This window comes from Carboxylicivirga taeanensis (assembly GCF_051851475.1).
In the GTDB taxonomy this organism is placed as follows: Bacteria; Bacteroidota; Bacteroidia; order Bacteroidales; family Marinilabiliaceae; genus Carboxylicivirga; species Carboxylicivirga taeanensis.
In genome coordinates this window covers 318911-337002 of the sequence record NZ_JBPUSJ010000005.1, presented here as the reverse complement: position 1 = coordinate 337002, position 18092 = coordinate 318911, and the positions used below count along the sequence as shown (strand labels likewise).

16 protein-coding genes are annotated in these 18092 nt (G+C 44.1%); 8 read left to right on the top strand and 8 right to left on the bottom strand.

The window, feature by feature from the left end; translation table 11 throughout:
- The first annotated feature begins 2 nt into the window (after positions 1-2).
- A complete protein-coding gene (locus ACSX1H_RS10290; RefSeq protein ID WP_439183784.1) occupies positions 3-161 on the top strand; it encodes a hypothetical protein in 159 nt (52 codons plus the stop codon).
- On the opposite strand, the gene ACSX1H_RS10285 is transcribed toward ACSX1H_RS10290, so the two are convergent.
- Entirely contained in the window at positions 133-906 is a 774-nt protein-coding gene (locus tag ACSX1H_RS10285) for a phosphatase PAP2 family protein (RefSeq protein WP_439183783.1), read from the bottom strand. The two genes, ACSX1H_RS10290 and ACSX1H_RS10285, sit on opposite strands and share 29 nt — an antisense overlap.
- Before the next feature lie 266 nt (positions 907-1172).
- Between ACSX1H_RS10285 and nqrF the strand changes: the two genes are divergently transcribed.
- Positions 1173-2420, top strand: a complete 1248-nt coding sequence (gene nqrF / locus ACSX1H_RS10280; RefSeq protein WP_439183782.1) for an NADH:ubiquinone reductase (Na(+)-transporting) subunit F — start codon at positions 1173-1175, stop codon at positions 2418-2420.
- Positions 2421-2446: 26 nt separating this feature from the next.
- Here the strand turns inward: nqrF and ACSX1H_RS10275 are convergent, their stop codons facing one another.
- The 3 genes from ACSX1H_RS10275 to ACSX1H_RS10265 form a co-directional block, all read right to left on the bottom strand.
- A complete protein-coding gene (locus ACSX1H_RS10275) occupies positions 2447-3103 on the bottom strand; it encodes a hypothetical protein (RefSeq protein ID WP_439183781.1) in 657 nt (218 codons plus the stop codon).
- Between the two features lie 132 nt (positions 3104-3235).
- Positions 3236-3616, bottom strand: coding sequence for a DUF423 domain-containing protein (locus tag ACSX1H_RS10270; RefSeq protein WP_439183780.1), 381 nt, complete (start codon positions 3614-3616; stop codon positions 3236-3238).
- A 49-nt stretch (positions 3617-3665) separates the two neighbouring features.
- Complete coding sequence (locus ACSX1H_RS10265; protein ID WP_439183779.1) at positions 3666-3923, bottom strand: hypothetical protein; 258 nt, start codon at positions 3921-3923, stop codon at positions 3666-3668.
- 71 nt (positions 3924-3994) lie between these two features.
- Here ACSX1H_RS10265 and ACSX1H_RS10260 point away from each other — a divergent pair, with 71 nt between their 5' ends.
- Positions 3995-6520 carry a DUF3857 domain-containing protein gene (locus ACSX1H_RS10260; RefSeq protein ID WP_439183778.1) on the top strand — a complete coding sequence of 842 codons (2526 nt, stop codon included), beginning with the start codon at positions 3995-3997 and terminating at the stop codon, positions 6518-6520.
- On the opposite strand, the gene ACSX1H_RS10255 is transcribed toward ACSX1H_RS10260, so the two are convergent.
- The 3 genes from ACSX1H_RS10255 to ACSX1H_RS10245 are packed head-to-tail and all read right to left on the bottom strand — an operon-like array spanning position 6517 to position 8983.
- Positions 6517-7104 carry a YiiX/YebB-like N1pC/P60 family cysteine hydrolase gene (locus tag ACSX1H_RS10255; RefSeq protein WP_439183777.1) on the bottom strand — a complete coding sequence of 196 codons (588 nt, stop codon included), beginning with the start codon at positions 7102-7104 and terminating at the stop codon, positions 6517-6519. The genes ACSX1H_RS10260 and ACSX1H_RS10255 overlap by 4 nt on opposite strands.
- Positions 7105-7148: 44 nt before the next feature.
- Positions 7149-7421 carry a hypothetical protein gene (locus ACSX1H_RS10250; protein ID WP_439183776.1) on the bottom strand — a complete coding sequence of 91 codons (273 nt, stop codon included), beginning with the start codon at positions 7419-7421 and terminating at the stop codon, positions 7149-7151.
- Positions 7422-7462: 41 nt separating this feature from the next.
- The gene (locus ACSX1H_RS10245; RefSeq protein WP_439183775.1) at positions 7463-8983 is read right to left on the bottom strand and encodes a hypothetical protein; all 1521 of its coding nucleotides are present in this window, start codon (positions 8981-8983) and stop codon (positions 7463-7465) included.
- 178 nt (positions 8984-9161) lie between these two features.
- Here ACSX1H_RS10245 and ACSX1H_RS10240 point away from each other — a divergent pair, with 178 nt between their 5' ends.
- From ACSX1H_RS10240 to ACSX1H_RS10220, 5 genes are all read left to right on the top strand, one after another.
- Complete coding sequence (locus ACSX1H_RS10240; protein WP_439183774.1) at positions 9162-10751, top strand: DUF2339 domain-containing protein; 1590 nt, start codon at positions 9162-9164, stop codon at positions 10749-10751.
- A 100-nt stretch (positions 10752-10851) separates the two neighbouring features.
- The gene (locus ACSX1H_RS10235) at positions 10852-12093 is read left to right on the top strand and encodes an MFS transporter (RefSeq protein WP_439183773.1); all 1242 of its coding nucleotides are present in this window, start codon (positions 10852-10854) and stop codon (positions 12091-12093) included.
- 82 nt (positions 12094-12175) lie between these two features.
- Positions 12176-14854, top strand: a complete 2679-nt coding sequence (locus ACSX1H_RS10230) for an AMP-binding protein (protein WP_439183772.1) — start codon at positions 12176-12178, stop codon at positions 14852-14854.
- Positions 14855-14898: 44 nt separating this feature from the next.
- Positions 14899-15882 carry an oxidoreductase family protein gene (locus ACSX1H_RS10225; RefSeq protein ID WP_439183771.1) on the top strand — a complete coding sequence of 328 codons (984 nt, stop codon included), beginning with the start codon at positions 14899-14901 and terminating at the stop codon, positions 15880-15882.
- Positions 15883-15886: 4 nt separating this feature from the next.
- Entirely contained in the window at positions 15887-16744 is an 858-nt protein-coding gene (locus ACSX1H_RS10220) for a 3'(2'),5'-bisphosphate nucleotidase CysQ family protein (RefSeq protein WP_439183770.1), read from the top strand.
- Here ACSX1H_RS10220 and ACSX1H_RS10215 read toward each other — a convergent pair.
- The gene (locus ACSX1H_RS10215; protein ID WP_439183769.1) at positions 16739-18085 is read right to left on the bottom strand and encodes a DUF5723 family protein; all 1347 of its coding nucleotides are present in this window, start codon (positions 18083-18085) and stop codon (positions 16739-16741) included. The genes ACSX1H_RS10220 and ACSX1H_RS10215 overlap by 6 nt on opposite strands.
- Between the last annotated feature and the right edge of the window lie 7 nt (positions 18086-18092).

Below are 18092 nucleotides of genomic sequence, written 5' to 3'. Positions count from 1 at the left end.
ATGTGGACCTGAAGAAAGAAGCGAACATCTTTTTATCAGGTGAGCAGCAATCTCTCACCAGAGATGACAGAACGGATTTGTTCAATTTCCCAACACTATCCGTTCTGCTGCCATCCACCACCAACCCAACATCTACTTCTGTATCAGTTGCCGGTCAATAAATCCGGTTACAATTACCAGATAACCAATAACACTTCCCAATAAAGCCCCTGCATTGACATCAATAGGTGAATGCACCCCCAGATTGACTCTGGAGAATGCTACAAGAACCGCCCATACAAGTGGCAACACAAAGAACATCCTTCTCCTAAAGTCCGAATAGATGTAAAGAATAATGTATGCCATCAGCGTTGATAGCAGAAAAGCATTGAAAGAGTGGCCCGAGGGAAACGAATAGCCTGTTTCATCTATCCAATGCTCAAGCACAATTGGCTGCACAGGCTTGCTATTGTAGGTAATGGTTCTATTGGGTTGGTTCGCGAGAAAACCCTCAATAAACACTTGTCGTTCTTCCTTTTCCTCGAAAGCGTAAAATGTTTGGCTGTCGAACCCCATGTGCTGGTTCAGATACTTAATATTGGGCCGTTCCACCCGCAGCTGTTCTTTGATAAAAAATTCGTTAAGCCGCGCAAATAGTCCTAACACTACCGAAAAAACCAGCAGCGAAATCACAATGGTCAGCAGTTTATTTTTCAAGCCCTGGTAATGCAAACTAATGATTACGCAAAATGCAATGGTTATCAGCGGCACCCCAACCACTCCTCCTGAGTTGGAAATAAACAGCCAAAACGAAGCCTTCCATTGCTCATCGACTGCAGAGAAACTAAAGGGCAAAAAAAACGCACTGGATAGCACCAGTAAACAAATAACTGAAGGAGAAAGGAGTAAACGAATACGCTGCTTCATATTAGTACTTTTATCGGACAGCAAAAGTCCTGTTCTGTCAGGAGCTTTAAGTTAGGTATAATGAAGGAACTAACCTCGTAATTTATTGGCGTTTTAGTAACCCGGGCACAGTCATTAATGTTGCCAGAATACCTCATCGTCTCAAGAGGACAAATTAGCTCACTGCCGATGAGCCATAAACAACAAATAATAGGAGCACTTTAATATTGACACGCGGCTGTTTTTTGCGTAATTAGTAAACAGGGAAACAATTTGCTGTAAAAATAATGCCGGCACCGTATCTTTTATCGGTTGTGCTGCTTAGCATGGTGGTATTCTTTATCATTATTATGCTATTTGTGGTGATGTTGCTAGTTGCCAAAGCCAAACTAACAGCCCAGGGCATGGTAACGCTCACTATTAATGAAGATAAACAGTGGCAGATAGCCGCCGGCACCACCTTACTCAACAGCTTAAGTGCCATCGATATATTGCTGCCCTCGGCCTGCGGAGGTAAAGGCACCTGCGGCATGTGTAAATGCAGAGTTACAAAGGGTGGTGGCAGCATACTGCCCTCTGAAACCATTTTCTTTAACCGGAAAGAACGACTTAACCACTGGCGCCTCGCCTGCCAAACCAAAGTGCAGGAAAGTGTTTCAATACAGATACCCCAGGAAGTTATAGGCATCAAAAAGTGGGAGTGCCGGGTTGTTTCCAATCGCAATGTGGCGGCTTTTATTAAAGAGTGTATCATTGAGCTTCCTCAACACGAAACACTCGACTTCAGGGCTGGTGCCTATATCCAAATTTATGTGCCTAAAATAAACATCGACTACTCTGATATAGTGGTGAACGAGCCATACACCGCCGAATGGAACGACCTGGATATGTGGAAACTGAAAATGACCAATAACGAAGAGACTTACCGCGTGTACTCAATGGCCAACTACCCGGGCGAAGGCGACACAGTGACCCTTAACGTGCGCATTGCCACCCCGCCTTTAACCAAACAAAATAACTTTAAAAAGGTAAATCCGGGCATCTGTTCATCCTACATATTCTCGCGCCAGCCAGGCGATAAAGTCACCATGTCGGGGCCCTACGGCGAGTTCTACGTTAAGGCCAAAGCCCGGGAGATCATGTTTATAGGCGGCGGTGCCGGCATGGCCCCTTTACGCTCGCAAATATTTGATTTGCTGTTTAACAAACAATATCCATACCCCATCGGCTATTGGTACGGTGCCCGCTCCAGAAGAGAAATTTACTACGATGATGATTTCAGGCAACTGGAAAAAAGGTTTCCGAATTTTCGTTTTGAAATAGCCTTGTCTGCGCCCAAACCCGAAGACCAATGGACTGGTCATACAGGGTTTATTTCTGATATTATCTACAAGCAGTATTTAAGCCAACACGAAGAACCTGAAGATATTGAGTATTACATTTGCGGCCCTCCTAAAATGCATGAAGCTACCCTTAAGATGCTTTATAATCTGGGAGTACCGGACGACAACATCGCCTTTGACGAATTTAGCTGATAACTGCTAAAGTGGCTGCTCACACGCTATTCAGTCTGGTTATACTGCTGCACAATCGACAGCACATTGATAAAGCCATTGGCTTTAGTACCCAGTTGATCCAATTGCGCCTGCAAAGAACCTGTTGCTCCAAAAAATTGAACGAGTTGCTCTCTGACTGTATTCACCTGATCATTCTTCAGTTTGAAGGTGACTGGCACCACTACGCCTGCCGCATCAAGATTAGCACGTTTTAGAACGATATATTGGTCGGGCTCGCCGCCAAACCTGGTTATGTGCAGCACATAAGCGTTAACCGTTCCTTCCTCTAGCAATACGCCAAAACAGGCCGGCACGGTCTTCTCTTTCCCATTTCGACCAATCAGGTTCAGCTCAGGCAGGCTATACACATCAGCCTTGCCATTGGTAAAATGTTTAACATCGGCCGGAGTGAGCTTGTCCACACCAGCCCCTTTTTGGGCCTTAAAAAACACTACCTGGTTATCATAAATACTAAACTTAAGCAGGCCGGCATGGCGGGCGTCTGCCCAATCGGTATAAGTGCCTTGCACAAACACAAGGGGATTGAAATCCTGAGCTCTATCCTGCCCCCGAACAACCGTTGAACAAAAAGCCAGGAGCCACACTGTGCCCAAAACGACAATAAGCTCATTTCGATGCCAAATAGGTGTTGTTGCAGCCATAACAAGTAGTTACATCCTTGTGCTAAAATAGTGCTGAAGCAAAGCCATGTCAACCTCCACGACTGGGTAAAAAATAAATAATCATAGCCTTATGGACCGACCACCAAACAGTGCTGCACCAAAGGCTGCCTGCTAGCCACGCCAAACTTGCACGAACAACAAACACCAACCCAAAATCATTAGCAAGCCTCCCAAAGGTGTTACCGGCCCTAAAAATTTAAGGCTAACTCCCATCAGAGGCGATAAACTTAGCAGGTAAATACTAAATGAGAACAAAAACGTACCAGCAATAAAACTCCACCCCATCAGGTGCTGCAGGCGCGTTTCAAAAGTTAAGAAGAAGCCAATCACCAAAAGCACAATGGCATGGTACATCTGGTATTTCACACCTACCTCAAAGCTTTGCAGCTGCGCCGCGGTTAATACTTTTTTTAAGGCATGAGCGCCAAGTGCACCCAATACCACTGCCAAGGCCCCATAAATAGTAGCTGCTATCAGAACGATTTGTTTCATGTCAACCAAATATTGTTACCTGCATGTAACAGGCATCATCTGAAAAGGTTTAGCCCTTTACGTTCACCAAATCTTTAATCTCAAACTGCAGCTTTTGTGAGAAATCAATCTTTAAAGACTCAAACTCCTCGTCCATCACAAATTGATAGCCTTCAACTTTTTGACTGGGTAAAGGCTCTTTCCCTTTGTACTTCTTCCGATAAGCCTTAATTTGCTTACAATCGTCGCGCTCGATAGCCACCAGACATTCCAGACTTACGTTTTCGTAAACCTCGTAGTCACTTTTTATGTTTCGTAGTATACTCATAATTATTAGTATCAGATATAATCTTCGTTTCGTAAATAAACTATATTTTTAAGTCGCAAATTTACTTTCTTATGAGCTTACGAACTAATCTACTTCTCTTTTATTTATTGTTTTGTTGTACTGTTGCTGATTCATTTTCAAATACACCCAATTGGATTAATCCGGTTGCATTTTCCAGTACTCATTCCATCCGTGATAACGAAATACCTAATGGATACCTCTACCTACTTTATGACAACCAGGTTAATATCGACCAGGAAGAAGACTTCTTTCATTATGCTATAAAAATCATCAATTCTAATGGTCTTTCGGAAGCTTCAACCATCAACATCAACTACGATCAAAACTATCAAAATCTAGACTATCACTATGTCAAAATCATCCGCAAGAATGAAACCATTGATGTACTATCAAAACAGCAACCTGAAATACTGAGGCGTGAAACCCGACTGGAAAGTGGCATTATCGATGGAAGACTTACTTCCTTTCTTGAAATACAGGATTTAAGAGTTGGTGACGTTATAGAATATGCATATTCCATTACCGGCTTTAACCCAATCAAAGAAGGCTTATTTTACAATACCTGCAACCTCAATTATTCTATTCCAATTGGTGAAACCTACTTAATGTTTCAAACCAATAATCAATCGCAATACCAATACAAACTAATCAACAATGCTTCGCAACCATCCATAAAAACCAAAGGAGAGACCACTCAATTTGTGTGGCACATTCAAAACCCTGAAGTAATCGATTATGAAGATGATATCCCTGGCTGGTTCACCCCCTACAAACAAGTCATATTCAGTTCAAAAATCAGCTGGCATAAATTAGCTCAATACATATCTGAACTATACAAAACAGATGCACCTTTATCAAAGGAACTAAGCACCTTTATAGCTGAACAAAAGCAGAACTACCAATCCAAGGAAGCTATTGCCAGAAGTATTGTAAGGTATATACAGAATGATATTCGCTACTTAGGCAATGAAGATGGCATCTATAGCTTTAAGCCGCGAAATCCTAACGAAATCTTCAAAAGAAAATCAGGTGATTGCAAAGAGAAGTCCTGGCTTCTAACAACATTACTCAACAAAATTGGCATAGAAGCCTATCCCGCTTTGGTTAACACTTATCTAAGTGATAAAATAAGTGATCAACCGCCAGGTTTTGAAGCCTTTGACCACTGCATAGCTTGTGTAATACTCAACAATGATACCCTATTTATAGATCCTACTATTACAGGTCAGGTGGGTCAATTAGCCACGAACATAATACCGGACTATGGCTTTGCCTTGTTAATCAATGACAACACCACCGACCTCACTCGAGTGAATTCAAACCTGTTTTATGAAACCAAAATAACGGAAGAATATTCAATAAAGGATTATAGCGGGAATGCCCGACTACATGTTACTACAAGATACAAAGGTTACGATGCAGAAATAAACAGGCAACACTTTAAAAACAGCACTACTAATGATATTCAAGAGCAATATTTGCAATTTTATGCCTCTACTTATCCTCAAATAGACACTTTAAAGTTATTGACTTTTAAAGACGATAGTATTAATAACAGTTTCGAAGTGAAAGAGTCCTATCTGATCAAAAACATATGGTCCAGAGAGGATTCAACAACAAGTAAGATTACCGCTTTTTTTAGTGCCAAAGCACTAAACTACGAAATATCGCGAACCGTATACCCGGAACGAAAGAGCCCAATGTGGCAAAAGTTTCCGCTTCGTTACCGACAAGAATTAATCTTAAATCTACCTGAAGAGTGGACCATTTCCGATTCTAGGTCATCGATTCATGGCCCAGGATTTAATTTCTACAACACTATTATCAAGAATGGTAAATCGATTTTCTTGTCCTATGATTATCAAACCACCACTAAGTCGGTTAATAAAGAAGATTACCAAGAATTCATTGTAAAAAACGAAAACGTAGGTGACGAACTCTCCTATGAATTATATAACTATGGAGGACTAACTGACAACACAACTTCAGGGAGTCTAAATATCCAAATGATAATAATCGCTATTTTCACATGCATATTCGGCATTTATCTTGCATCTAAGCTGTATAATTACGACTTGCCATCGCCACTTTCAAATAACGAATCCCGACCTATTGGCGGATGGATTGTGTTAATCGCATTTGGGGTGACTCTTACTCCCTTTATCCTAAGTTACTCAATCTATTCTATTGGCTATTTTCACTTAAACAATTGGGAGCATATTTTTAATGCCTCATCCGATGAATACTCCTTGGAGCTAGGCACTTTTATTATTATTGAAATGGTATTCAACATTCTTTTTCTTATTTTCTCGTGCTTGAATGTGATTCTGTTTTATCAGAGACGCTCTATTTTCCCAAGAGTCTTTATAGCCTACATCACGCTTAACTTCATCTTTATAGTAATTGACAACATTATAGCCACGTCTTTCGACATTGCCTCTTTTGACAATGAAACAAACCTTGATTTAGTTCGTCGAGTAATTTACATGTGTATCTGGATTCCCTATCTTCTGATATCGGAACGAAGTAAAGACACCTTTGTTAGAATACTTAGAACTAATAGAATAAATACCTAGTTAATAAAGCCGATAAACTCCAGCCGTTCGCTGGCAGCCATGCCATTGGGATTACAGCCGGGCTCCCCTTCGGGAATGGCCACTCCCAGCTCCTGGTAATGGTGCTTCCAGCCCTGATGAAAGTCGCCGGTTTGCGGATCGACGAAGGTCATTGGATTTAGGGTAAACACCGAATCGGATGCAAAGGCTTCGTAAACAAACTCGGAGCAATAAAAGCCCTCGTCCTCCAGGATGTAAGAGTAATTGTAGGGCTGCCCCCATTGTTGATTGGCAAACACCAATGCCTGTGTGATGCTTTCGGCGGTAAGGCCTTTAATGCGGTAATGCCCAACAACAACCGAGTCTGTTTCCTCCAGGCAAAATTCGACAAGCAACTCTTTACAAACGCCTTTATCCGGGGCGGCATGCCACACCCACACTGTATCGTCAGCCACCTCAACCAGGCCCATGTGAGTGTAGTGATGGTTATGGTCGGTTTGCGTTACTGCATCAATGGCCTGCGATAGCGAACCATTCTGATACCCTCTGAAAAGAACATCACCCGATTGATAGATTGGATGACGCCCCGGCTGTTGACAACTCATTAACACAAGTATTTGAGCTATAAACAACCACTTTACCAAACTGTTTATTTCCATGTCAGTTGAATTTCGATAGGTTTGGTGCTGAAATCATTCATCATAAAGCGTAAGCCCTTAATATTGCTGGCTTTTATTTGAGGCACGCACTTTTCGAGTGGCTTCCCTTTCGATTGGCCGTTCTCATCTACTACTTCGAGCAGCACATCCTTACAGTTGTGTCGCGATACCTCGATGCTTACCCACCGGGCAGGAACCTCTAACTCCAGGTACGCATTTCGGTTGGCAGCCGACAGATGAACTATTGCCTGATTATTTTCCATGCTGCAAAATTAGAATAATCTGCCACTCCTCACAAAGCTTGTTAAACACTTTGATTCTCAATCAAAACCAAATCGAGCAACACTTTGTAGGCTTCCTTTCCCACAATCTTTGATTTCAGCCAGGCATAGTACACCGAAGCATGTAAATCTTCCTGCTCAATGGGTATCCAGTCAAAAGATGCTTCAACGGCCTCATTAAAAGCTGCGGTAGAAGCCACCGATGGCTCATCAACGATCTGATTAACCAACTGCAGAAACACCTTCACCCGCTCCATTTGGGGCCTCTTCTCAAACAGCTCTTTCTGGCGGAGTAACCCACGAATTTTGTTGGAGGCAATATCGAGCTTACCCAATTCAAATTGAATGTATAAATCCAGAAGTTCTTTCTTCAGAACCCACTCTATACCCGCCACTTTGGTGCACCAGGCATTGCTGTGCTCAATACTCATTAACTCATTCAGGGCCACCTTATATTCCCCATTGAAAAAATGATAGATGGCCTTATTCAGTTTCAGGTTAAGCACCTCCTCCGGCTTCAATCGCAGCTTCTGCATAAAGGCGGCATCCACCATGCGAATGGCCTCATTGATGTGTCCCGTAAAAAAGCGCAAGGCACAATACAACTGGGTGAAGCGTGGTAACAAACGTGTGTATTCACTCCGGGCCACCTGGCGCATTTGTTCCCTTAGCTGGTAAATGAATTCGAGAGACTGGCTAAACTTTTTATTACGAAACAGCGCATGGGCCACCATGTATTGCAAACGGGCTACATATACTTTGTCGTTGGCTGATGGATTGGCCACCAGCTCCATGTTCCGATAGAAGTGTAACAAAACCGGCTCAAACTGGTAGTAGGCTTTGCCCGACTTGGCAGCACTGCGCGCAATGGACATCAAACGGTACACCACCGAAGGCCTGTTGGAGATGGCTTGCGTGAGCTCAAACTCTTCCAGTGTTTGCTCAATGATGTGCTGCAAATTGCTTGTTTCGCCTTCCACTTTAGCGCGCTGCAAATGGTGCTGAATAACTTTGTAAGCCGTATCAATCTTATCGTCTTCAATGGCCAGCTGCAGGTAACGTTTCTTTCGGGATAAGATTTTATCCATTGGCTGGTTGAGCTTCTCCAGAGGCATGTCGAGCTGCAGCCGGCATATTTGATTGGCCAATGCATATAGTTCATTATTCACTGCCAGCTGCTCGGCCTTTTTAAGCTTCTTCCAGGCCAAATAAATAATATCAAACTCCTTAAGGTACCGGGCCATGGCCACCTCAGCCGAAACCAACGCTTCAGCCGTATAATCATTCCGTAGCTGTTTAAAATAGATAAAATCGGTCAGATGCTTCATCAGCTTCTTGCGCAAAGCATGATAAGCCACCTGATTGCCATCGGGATATAGTCGGCGTACTGCTTCAGCGGAGCTCAGTTCCCCTTCTTTGTGCAAGAGCCAGAAAAGTTCCAGATCTTTTCGCTTCGTTTTTTGCTTTTGCCGGTTAATGAACGAGGCAAATTCACTCACCTCCGTTTTCGAAAGGGTATTGATGATATCAACAAGCGCATCCATATACCAATATTAAAAAGTCCTTTAATAATCATCTAAATTACTCTTTTTGTTGAACTATTTGCATATTAAACTCATTTTTAGAAGTCCTTTTTTATCAATTATTGGTTTGCTTTCACCTCTAAAAGCGGCGTAAGTTTACATCGTGAACAAATTAATGTATAACCCAAATTTGAGAGTCATGATTGAATTAATAAAGAAACATTGGATAACCACCTTGGGCATTCTGTTCTTGTTTTCATCATTCACCTACTTTTTAAAGATTGTATTCGAAAACAACTGGTTTCCAGCCGAACTTAGAGTTCTTTCGGGTTTTACCATTGGCTTAACCTTGCTGTTTGCCGGGTTCAGCTATTACCGCAAGAACCAGCTAAACACCTGCCAGCTGCTGACCGGAACCGGTATGAGCGTTGTGTACGCCACCTTCTCTTATGTGGCCTTCAGCACCAGCCTTAACTGGCCCTACAACATTACGTTTATATCAGTACTCAGTCTCACCGCACTCACCACCTTTCTGAGTTACCGATACCACTTGCGTGGTCTCATATTTATCAGCATCATGGGAGGCTTGCTATCGCCACTGTTTATGAAAGCAGAGCCGCATCACGACTGGCTGCTATTTGCCTACGTACTGATTCTGAATGTTGGGGCCTTGTATGTCAGCATCTCCAAGCGCTGGATTGAATTACGCGCCATGGCATTTGCCATTACCGTACTCATCTATGCCACCTACTTTATCTATTTTGAGCCATTGACCTGGGGGCGCCCCTTCTTTTATGCGGCATCGTTTTTTGCCACTTATATGGGCGGAATTATTTACGCCTCTTATTGCGAAAAAGATCGCTTCACAGGCTGGAATCTATACATCAGCTTAATTAACGCCATGCTGTTTATCTTTTGGTCGATATATATCTTAGGCAGCTTCGAAATCACTTTTACGCTTCCTTTATTGATTGTAGGCTTAGGTTTTATGGCAACATCCGCATTCATCTATTACTTATCGGATAAAAAGCCATTTCCGGCCATTATTTATACCTGCCTGGGCTTACTGCTTTTTGCCATATCAGCATCCAACATCCAGCCAATGAGCATTTACGGCCTTGAGTATGTGGCAACGACTTTACTTTGGCTATTGGTGGTTATCAGCACCTACTCCATTGGGCGTTTCACCAAAACATTTGAATTAATTTATGTGAGTTACGCCGCCTGGCTGATGCTGATTATCTACTGGTTTACCGTCGCCTGGGATGTGAAATGGATAGAGCTGTTGGGCATTAAATATCTGCCATTTCTAAATGCCGGAGCCCTCACCTGGATGGCTTTAGCCGCCTTTGGTTTCTATGGTTCTAAAATGGAGCAGGCGAAAAGCCCCAACCTGAGCACGCTGATGGCCATAGCCGCCAATATCATTGTAGCCGGCCTGGTCACCATCCAAATCAAAAACCTGTGGACAGCCTATGACATTACGTTTATGAGTCGTGCTTTGGCGATTTCCATATCCTACATTGTGTATGCACTACTCATCTTTGCATGGGGAGCACACACCCGGGCAGCCGCTTTCAGAGCCATGGGCTCATTGGTACTGATCCTGACTACGGCAAAAGTGTTTTTCTGGGACATAGCGGGAGATGCCAGCATCAGTAAAATGCTGTTTCTGTCCATCATAGGTTTACTGACCTTAGGCATCGCCCGCATCAATAAATACTGGCTGGATAAAGAAAAGGCCGAAGCTGAGGCTATTGCTGATCAACACAGGCCTGAAACCGAGTAGCGTACTTTAATATCCAACCATTAGGTGAAGATCAAGTCTGCATCGTTTATATTTGCAGGGGTAAGTTGCTTCACTGCACTTACCCCTTAAACCATTTGCTATGAATAAAACAGTCAATACAAGCTGGCTTCCGCTTTTCATCACCAACTTTTTAGGGGTGCTGAACGATAACTACCTGAAATACCTGGTGTTTTTTATCTCCACCACCTGGATGATGAAAGATCAGGAGTCCATCGTCATTATGCTGGCATCAGCTTTGTTTGTGGTGCCTTACATTGCCTTTTCACCTATTGCCGGTAAACTGGCACGAGATCATTCCAAGGCTAAAATTATCCAGCGAGCTAAATTGTACGAAATACCTATCATGGCCATCGCATCGCTGGGATTCATCTTACAGAATGTGGCGATTACCATGTTTGCCATCTTCCTGATGGGCCTGCAAAGCTGCCTGTTCTCTCCAGCTAAATATGGCATCATCCGGGATATTGGTGGTAAAGAAGGGATTCCTTTTGGAACCGGCGCCATGGAGATGCTGACCTTTATGGGTGTACTCATAGGGACATACATAGCCGGGGTTACCTCGGACATTAGCCTGGTTGAATCCTTATCGCCTTACAGAACACTTATTGTTTGCGCGGCCCTTATCTTTTTTGCCATAATAGGCTGGCTGTTCAGCTTAAAAATTGCCCCAAAAGAATCGGTGCCTGACGATGAAGATGAGACCACGCTCAATCCAATCCTTTTTCTGATTCGTTCCTACAAGTGGAGTAAACAGATTAAGGGCCTGAATATCGTGATTATCGGCCTGGCTACTTTTTGGGCCATTGGCTCACTGCTGCAGATGAACATCACTGTACACTGCCGCAATATGCTTGACTTATCTGATACGGCCACCAGTACCATCATGGCCTTAGTGGCGATTGGCATCGGTGCCGGCTGTTATGTAACCGGCGTCATCTCCAACCGCAAGCTTAAGATGTACCTGGTACCTATGGGCGGATTAGGCATGTTACTTTGTGTCTCCACCATTTTCATTGTCAATCCATCCACTCTATTATTTACTGTACTAATTGTATTGACCGCCTTTTTTGCAGGCATCTTTAAAATACCCTTAAATTCGTTTATACAAGATCGGGTTCACGGACGCAAGCTGGGACTGATACTGGCCTACAACAACCTGATGCTATTCTCATTCATCCTGTTATCAGCCGGTATTTTTGGGGTGGTTGAATCCATGGCCGACTCACTGATGGTATTTGGTGCGGTGGCTGCTATCACACTCATCATAACGGTTGTGGCCTGGCTGCGCATACCTGGCGCCAACCAACTGAAGTCCTTATAGTTTATCAGTTAAAAGGCAGAAATTTAGTTGCCATAGCTGATAGCCAACAGAAACATTACAGTTATTATCAGAACTAATAACCATGAAACAACATCATCCAATCATAATAGGCATCGCCAAAGCACTGTTTGCACTGCTGCGTTTTATCCTTGGCGCCCGCTACAAGGTGAGCGTAAAGGGACAGGAACTACTGAATACCCCTTCAGCCAAACTGATTCTCCCCAATCATCAGGCCATAATGGATCCCATCCTTCTGTTTGCCTATTTGTACAAGTACACATCGGCCGTACCCGTTATGCTGGCATCCTACTTTGACATACCGGTTGCCAAATGGTTGTTTAAAGCCTGGGGAGCCGTGCGCGTAAGTGATTTAGAGGGTGGCAGCCGAAATACCAATGTACTGGAACAGATTGTTTCGTCGGTTGATAAAGGGCTGATGATGAACAAGAACATTGTACTATACCCCAGCGGGCAAATAGCCGGACAGGGTTACGAACGCATCATCAACAAGCAGAGTGCACAGTTAAGCGTGCAAAATATGCCCGATAATGCCGAGGTGATTGCCGTGCGCATTGGCGGACTGTGGGGCAGCCGCTGGTCCAAAGCCTGGATGGGGAAGTCACCCTCATTCTTCACGACTCTGCTCCAATCAATCGGACTTGTGCTGGCCAACCTCTTGTTTTGGATGCCGAAACGATCTGTAAGGGTTGAATTTGTAAACATTACAAATGAAGCAAGGGCTAAAAGCCATGAAGGCAAAGCAGAATTTAACCGTTACCTGGAAAAGGTTTACAATGTGCATGGAGAAGAGGCCGTATCCTTTATCCGCTACCACTTTTTAGCACCGCAATTAATCAGGGAACTGCCCGAGAACATTGCCGGTTCGGATAAAACACTTAAAAACCAAACCACGCCATCTAATCAAACGATACCAGATGCTGTTTTGAAGCAAGTACGGGCCAGCATTGCCTCCATCCTGGGGATTGATGAGCAGAGCATTCAGCAAGAGAGCTTTTTGCAATTGGATCTGGGTGCTGACTCACTTAATATTGTGGAAATTATTTCTGAGGTGGAGAATCAGTTTCCGAGTTTTTCAGCCCCACAAATCAACGAAATTAGGACCGTAGAGGATTTATGCCTGGTGGCCATGGGTGAGTTTAAAAGCGAAAATGACCTCAAACCATCCACTCTGCATCGTCCACTTAGCGAGGTGAAGCGACTGGCCGTTCCCAATCAGGATACGATTCTAAAGCAATTCATTTCCACCTTTTCGCAGCACGGAAACGATCCGTTTTGCTACGATGCCATGCTGGGCTCTACCTCCCGAAAAGGGTTCTTTTTAAAAGCCTGTGTGGTGGCCGAGCTACTCAAAAAAGACATCAAAGAGCAGCGTGTGGGCATTTTACTGCCTGCCCTGCAAAGCACCACCTTGCTGATTGCCGCCTGTTACCTAGCCGGCAAAGTGCCGGTGATGCTCAACTGGACCGTTGGTAAAAAAGTGCTTCTTCACTGCCTGGAAACCACCGGCGTCAATACCATTCTGTCAGCCGGCGCATTTGTCGATAAGATAGATGAACAGCTGCCGGAGGAGATCAAGCAAAAAATCATCCTGCTTGAAAAGAAAGTCCCACAACTATCGCTGCTCACCAAGGTGAGAGGCGCACTAAAAGCTCGGTTTCCTAAACTGCTGATCAATACCAAAAACAAACCAGATACAGCAGTCATTCTCTTTACTTCAGGAAGCGAAGCCTTACCTAAAGCCGTGCCTTTATCACATCGTAATATAATCAGCAATCTATCAGCTGCCTTTCAGTTGGTTGAAATCGATAACAACCAGGTTTTCTTGTCGTTTCTACCTCCGTTTCACAGCTTTGGTTTTACGGTACTCAACATTATGCCTTTGCTAACAGCAGTAAAAGTGGGTTATACCCCTAATCCAACCGATTCGCGGGAAGTATTGCGCATTCTGAAACACATTAAAGCGAATGTATTACTTGGTACACCTGGCTTTCTAAAGCTCTTATTGACCGAAGGAACCAGTGCTGCCTATGCTTTCAAGTCGGTGAAATTTGCCATATCGGGCGCCGAAGCCATGCCGACCTCGTTAAAAGATCATTTCGAAGCCGTTACCAACAACGGACTTATCCTCGAAGGCTATGGCATTACCGAATGCTCGCCCGTACTAACGCTCAACCCTCAAGCCAAGCAGAAACTCAACAGCGTTGGTCAGTTTCTGCCGGGCATCAACGCTAAAATTCTGGATTTAGAGACCAGACAAGCTCAACCAGCCGGACAAGCCGGGATGATCTACGTGAGTGGCCCCAATGTATTTGAAGGCTATTTGAACCAACCAGAATTGCAGCCATTTGAAACCATTGATGGTAAGCGCTATTACAAAACGGGCGATTTAGGTTACCTGGATGATGAAGGCTATCTGTTTATTACAGGTCGTCTCAAACGATTCATTAAGATTGCCGGTGAAATGATTAGCCTGCCATTCATCGAAAAAATATTGCTCGACAAATACGGTAAAGATGATGAGCAGGTGCTGGCCATTGAAGGCAGCGACAAAAGTGAGCCACCGCGCATCGCTTTGTTTTCCAAAGAAAACATTGACCTGAACGAAGCCAATGACTACCTGCTTAAAAACGGAGTAGCCCCCATTGCTAAACTGCGCGAAGTAATCAGAGTGGATGAAATACCCGTATTGGGCACTGGTAAAACCGACTACAAAGTACTTAAAGCAATGCTTGAAACCTAAAAAAGCAAAATAGTATCTTTGCGCCTCAATTATCACGGGTAAACATGAATCAACAGTTAACAGACATCCTAATACAAGCCACCGGTGCAACGGGCATTGGCAAGATAGAAACCATCCAGAACCTTTGGAGCGGCTACGGTCAAATCATCCGGGTTGAGCTGCATGGCGCGCCATACCCAAGCGCGGTAGTGAAACACGTTAAACTGCCTGATAGCACCAGGCATCCGCGCGGCTGGAACACGAACTTCTCACACCAGCGCAAACTAAAATCCTATAAAGTGGAAACGGCCTGGTACGAGTTCTGGAATAAGGCGTGCGACAACAATTGCCGCACACCACACATTCTGGCCTTAAGGCACTTGGGTGAAGAGGTGGTGATGGTAATGGAAGACTTAAATGCCTCAGGGTTCTCTAAACGGATGACCAGTGTCAGCTGGACCGAAATCCAAACCTGCTTGCGATGGTTGGCGTATTTCCATGCTACTTTTCTGCAGCAATCGCCTGATAAGCTTTGGGAAGTTGGCACCTACTGGCATCTGGATACACGGCCCGATGAGCTCAAAATAATGGATGACCAACAACTTAAGGCAGCTGCTCCGGCCATTGATCGATTACTAAATAGCTGTCAGTACCGCACCTTTGTGCACGGCGATGCCAAGCTGGCCAACTTTTGTTTTTCGGAAGATGGCAAACAGGTAGCTGCTGTTGATTTTCAGTATGTGGGCGGTGGTTGTGGCATGAAGGATGTGGCCTACTTTATTGGAAGCTGTTTATATGAAGACGACTGTGAAGCCATGGAGAAACAGATTCTGGACTTCTACTTTGATGCATTAAAAACTGCCGTAACAAATAAACAACCAAATATTGATTGTGAACAACTTGAACAGGAATGGCGAGAGCTGTACCCGCTTGCCTGGACGGATTTTCATCGCTTCCTGAAGGGATGGAGCCCAGACCACTGGAAAATTAACAGCTATAGCGAACGCCTGGCCCGCGAAGTGATTGCCCAACTCTACAATAAAGACTAAAAAAATGCAACTCACCCAGCAACATATAGAAGAATTAGCCTCCTGTGCCATCAATGCCGCTACCCAAGCCGGTGAGTTAATTCACCAACGCAGTCAGGAACAATTTGCTGTTCACCAAAAAGCAGGAGGCAACAGTTTAGCCTCGCAGGTGTTTACCGAAGTTGATTTGGCCAGCGAGCAACTCATCCTTAACACCTTACAGGCGTCCATCGAAAAATATGACTTGGCACTGCTAAGCGAGGAAACCGCTGACGACCACAGTCGCTTTGAAAAAGACTTCTTTTGGTGCATCGATCCGCTGGATGGCACGCTGCCTTTTATTGAGCAAACTGATGGTTACTCAGTCTCCATTGCTTTAGTGGACAAACAGGGCCATCCGCACATAGGCGTTATTTATAACCCGGTTGAAGCTACGCTTTATCACGCCATCAAAGGGCAAGGAGCCTTTAAAAATCAGCAGCCCTGGACGGTTCATCAGCAAAACGAAGCCTTGACTCTGGTTTGTGATCGCAGTTTGACACTGCACAAAGATTACAATGCAATTATCACCCAACTGAAAAGCTTTGCATCCGGAGAGCTTAATATTATCAGTCATGGAGGTGCAGCCATGAACGCCATGTGGGTGCTGGAGAATTCGCCGGCCATCTATTTCAAGTTCCCTAAAAAGAACGATGGCGGCGGCAGTATATGGGATTTTGCTGCATCAGCCTGCATCTTTAACGAAATAAAAGCCTCTGCTGCCAGCTTTAATAATGACGTACTGGACCTCAACCGCAGCGATTCAACCTTTATGAATCACCAAGGAATACTGTATGGCTCCCATCATTCGTTGGCAATACACTGCAAGCGCTTACTTTCATAGTGAGCCAATGGGAACAGACATTCCAAAGTAAACAAACTGCTGCCCGTTAACCTTGCCTAGTATATTACTTAACACCGTTGAAGATCCAATGAAAAAGTTGCCATAACGAGCTGCAAGCCCCATATTCCATCCTAACACATTGTTATGGCCAAGTGGCAAATAAACGCCAATCTTTCGGGTCTCATATCTCATTGTTAAATTATATTGCCAAATAGATACATTTACAAGGCTAAGCAATGTGCCGTAGTAGTTGGGTTTATAAAGTACCGTTCCATGAATAAACCACTTGGGGTGAACACAGTAATCAGCACTTAAGCCAAAAGAAACTGGTAAATTAGTTTTGAAGTTTCCTCCGACTGTTTCCGATATATCAACCGATTTGATGATTGAATCCTTAAGTGCTTCGAGTGTTGGCACGCCCATAAAGCGACTATAGGGAACATCTTGCATTGCAACGGTAATGGCTGTTCGCTGTTTGGTTTCGCGGTGACGAATGTAACCAATATCTGAAACTACAAACCCCAACTTATACTTATAGGGCAGATCCTTAACACCCGCAAGGTGATCGGGCAGGTATGAATAGCTCACACCCAAATCTAAACCTATGCCAAAATCACCAGACTGCTCAACAATATCGCCACCATCAACTGTTTTGGCCAAACTTTCGTTAAAGCCATAGGACAGATTCATATCGAAATGTGCTATCCGTTCTTTATCAAACATCACATCAATTCCATTCATTTCCAAATAACCGGCACCCGACCCTTGCAAAAGCTTAACCACCGCACCGCCCGTTAGCCAGTGGTTATCATCTCTGAAAAAGGTAGATGACCAAGCAAACCCATATTCAACCCAACTGCTCACCAGCGAACGGAAATACTCATCCTTAATATCTTTTAAGCCATCCGGATCATCAATCCCTTTGAATATTTTAAGGAAATCATCGTTGGAGGAATTATAAATTCCATCGGCACGCACACTCATGGTCAAGCCAAACGAATGACGCTCATTCAACTTATAGGTAATTGATGGAATGATCATGCGTCCCTTAAGGTAGAGCAGCGACTCTTCTGCTGCCAGAAAATACTTTAAATCGCCCATCCCTACCTTTCCCAACATATCCCAAAATCCGTGCGAAGCGAAGCTCTGACTTTGCAACAAACCAGCATTAGCCATGAGGAAATTAATGTTCCATCTGGCATTGTGCCTGGCTAGCTCAGCTGGTTGATTGCTTAAGCTCACAAAGGGCAGGTATGGACTGGTATGAACGCCAATAAACTCCTGACACATACTACCCATGGTTACAGATAGTGAAAAAATGATTATGAGTAGATGCCTCATGTCGAAT

Coding starts and splice junctions, on each gene's coding strand:
- ACSX1H_RS10285 (WP_439183783.1), bottom strand. CDS start 906: ATGAAGCAGCGTATTCGTTTACTCCTTTCTCCTTCAGTTATTTGTTTA.
- nqrF (WP_439183782.1), top strand. CDS start 1,173: ATGCCGGCACCGTATCTTTTATCGGTTGTGCTGCTTAGCATGGTGGTA.
- ACSX1H_RS10275 (WP_439183781.1), bottom strand. CDS start 3,103: ATGGCTGCAACAACACCTATTTGGCATCGAAATGAGCTTATTGTCGTT.
- ACSX1H_RS10270 (WP_439183780.1), bottom strand. CDS start 3,616: ATGAAACAAATCGTTCTGATAGCAGCTACTATTTATGGGGCCTTGGCA.
- ACSX1H_RS10265 (WP_439183779.1), bottom strand. CDS start 3,923: ATGAGTATACTACGAAACATAAAAAGTGACTACGAGGTTTACGAAAAC.
- ACSX1H_RS10260 (WP_439183778.1), top strand. CDS start 3,995: ATGAGCTTACGAACTAATCTACTTCTCTTTTATTTATTGTTTTGTTGT.
- ACSX1H_RS10255 (WP_439183777.1), bottom strand. CDS start 7,104: ATGAGTTGTCAACAGCCGGGGCGTCATCCAATCTATCAATCGGGTGAT.
- ACSX1H_RS10250 (WP_439183776.1), bottom strand. CDS start 7,421: ATGGAAAATAATCAGGCAATAGTTCATCTGTCGGCTGCCAACCGAAAT.
- ACSX1H_RS10245 (WP_439183775.1), bottom strand. CDS start 8,983: ATGGATGCGCTTGTTGATATCATCAATACCCTTTCGAAAACGGAGGTG.
- ACSX1H_RS10240 (WP_439183774.1), top strand. CDS start 9,162: ATGATTGAATTAATAAAGAAACATTGGATAACCACCTTGGGCATTCTG.
- ACSX1H_RS10235 (WP_439183773.1), top strand. CDS start 10,852: ATGAATAAAACAGTCAATACAAGCTGGCTTCCGCTTTTCATCACCAAC.
- ACSX1H_RS10230 (WP_439183772.1), top strand. CDS start 12,176: ATGAAACAACATCATCCAATCATAATAGGCATCGCCAAAGCACTGTTT.
- ACSX1H_RS10225 (WP_439183771.1), top strand. CDS start 14,899: ATGAATCAACAGTTAACAGACATCCTAATACAAGCCACCGGTGCAACG.
- ACSX1H_RS10220 (WP_439183770.1), top strand. CDS start 15,887: ATGCAACTCACCCAGCAACATATAGAAGAATTAGCCTCCTGTGCCATC.
- ACSX1H_RS10215 (WP_439183769.1), bottom strand. CDS start 18,085: ATGAGGCATCTACTCATAATCATTTTTTCACTATCTGTAACCATGGGT.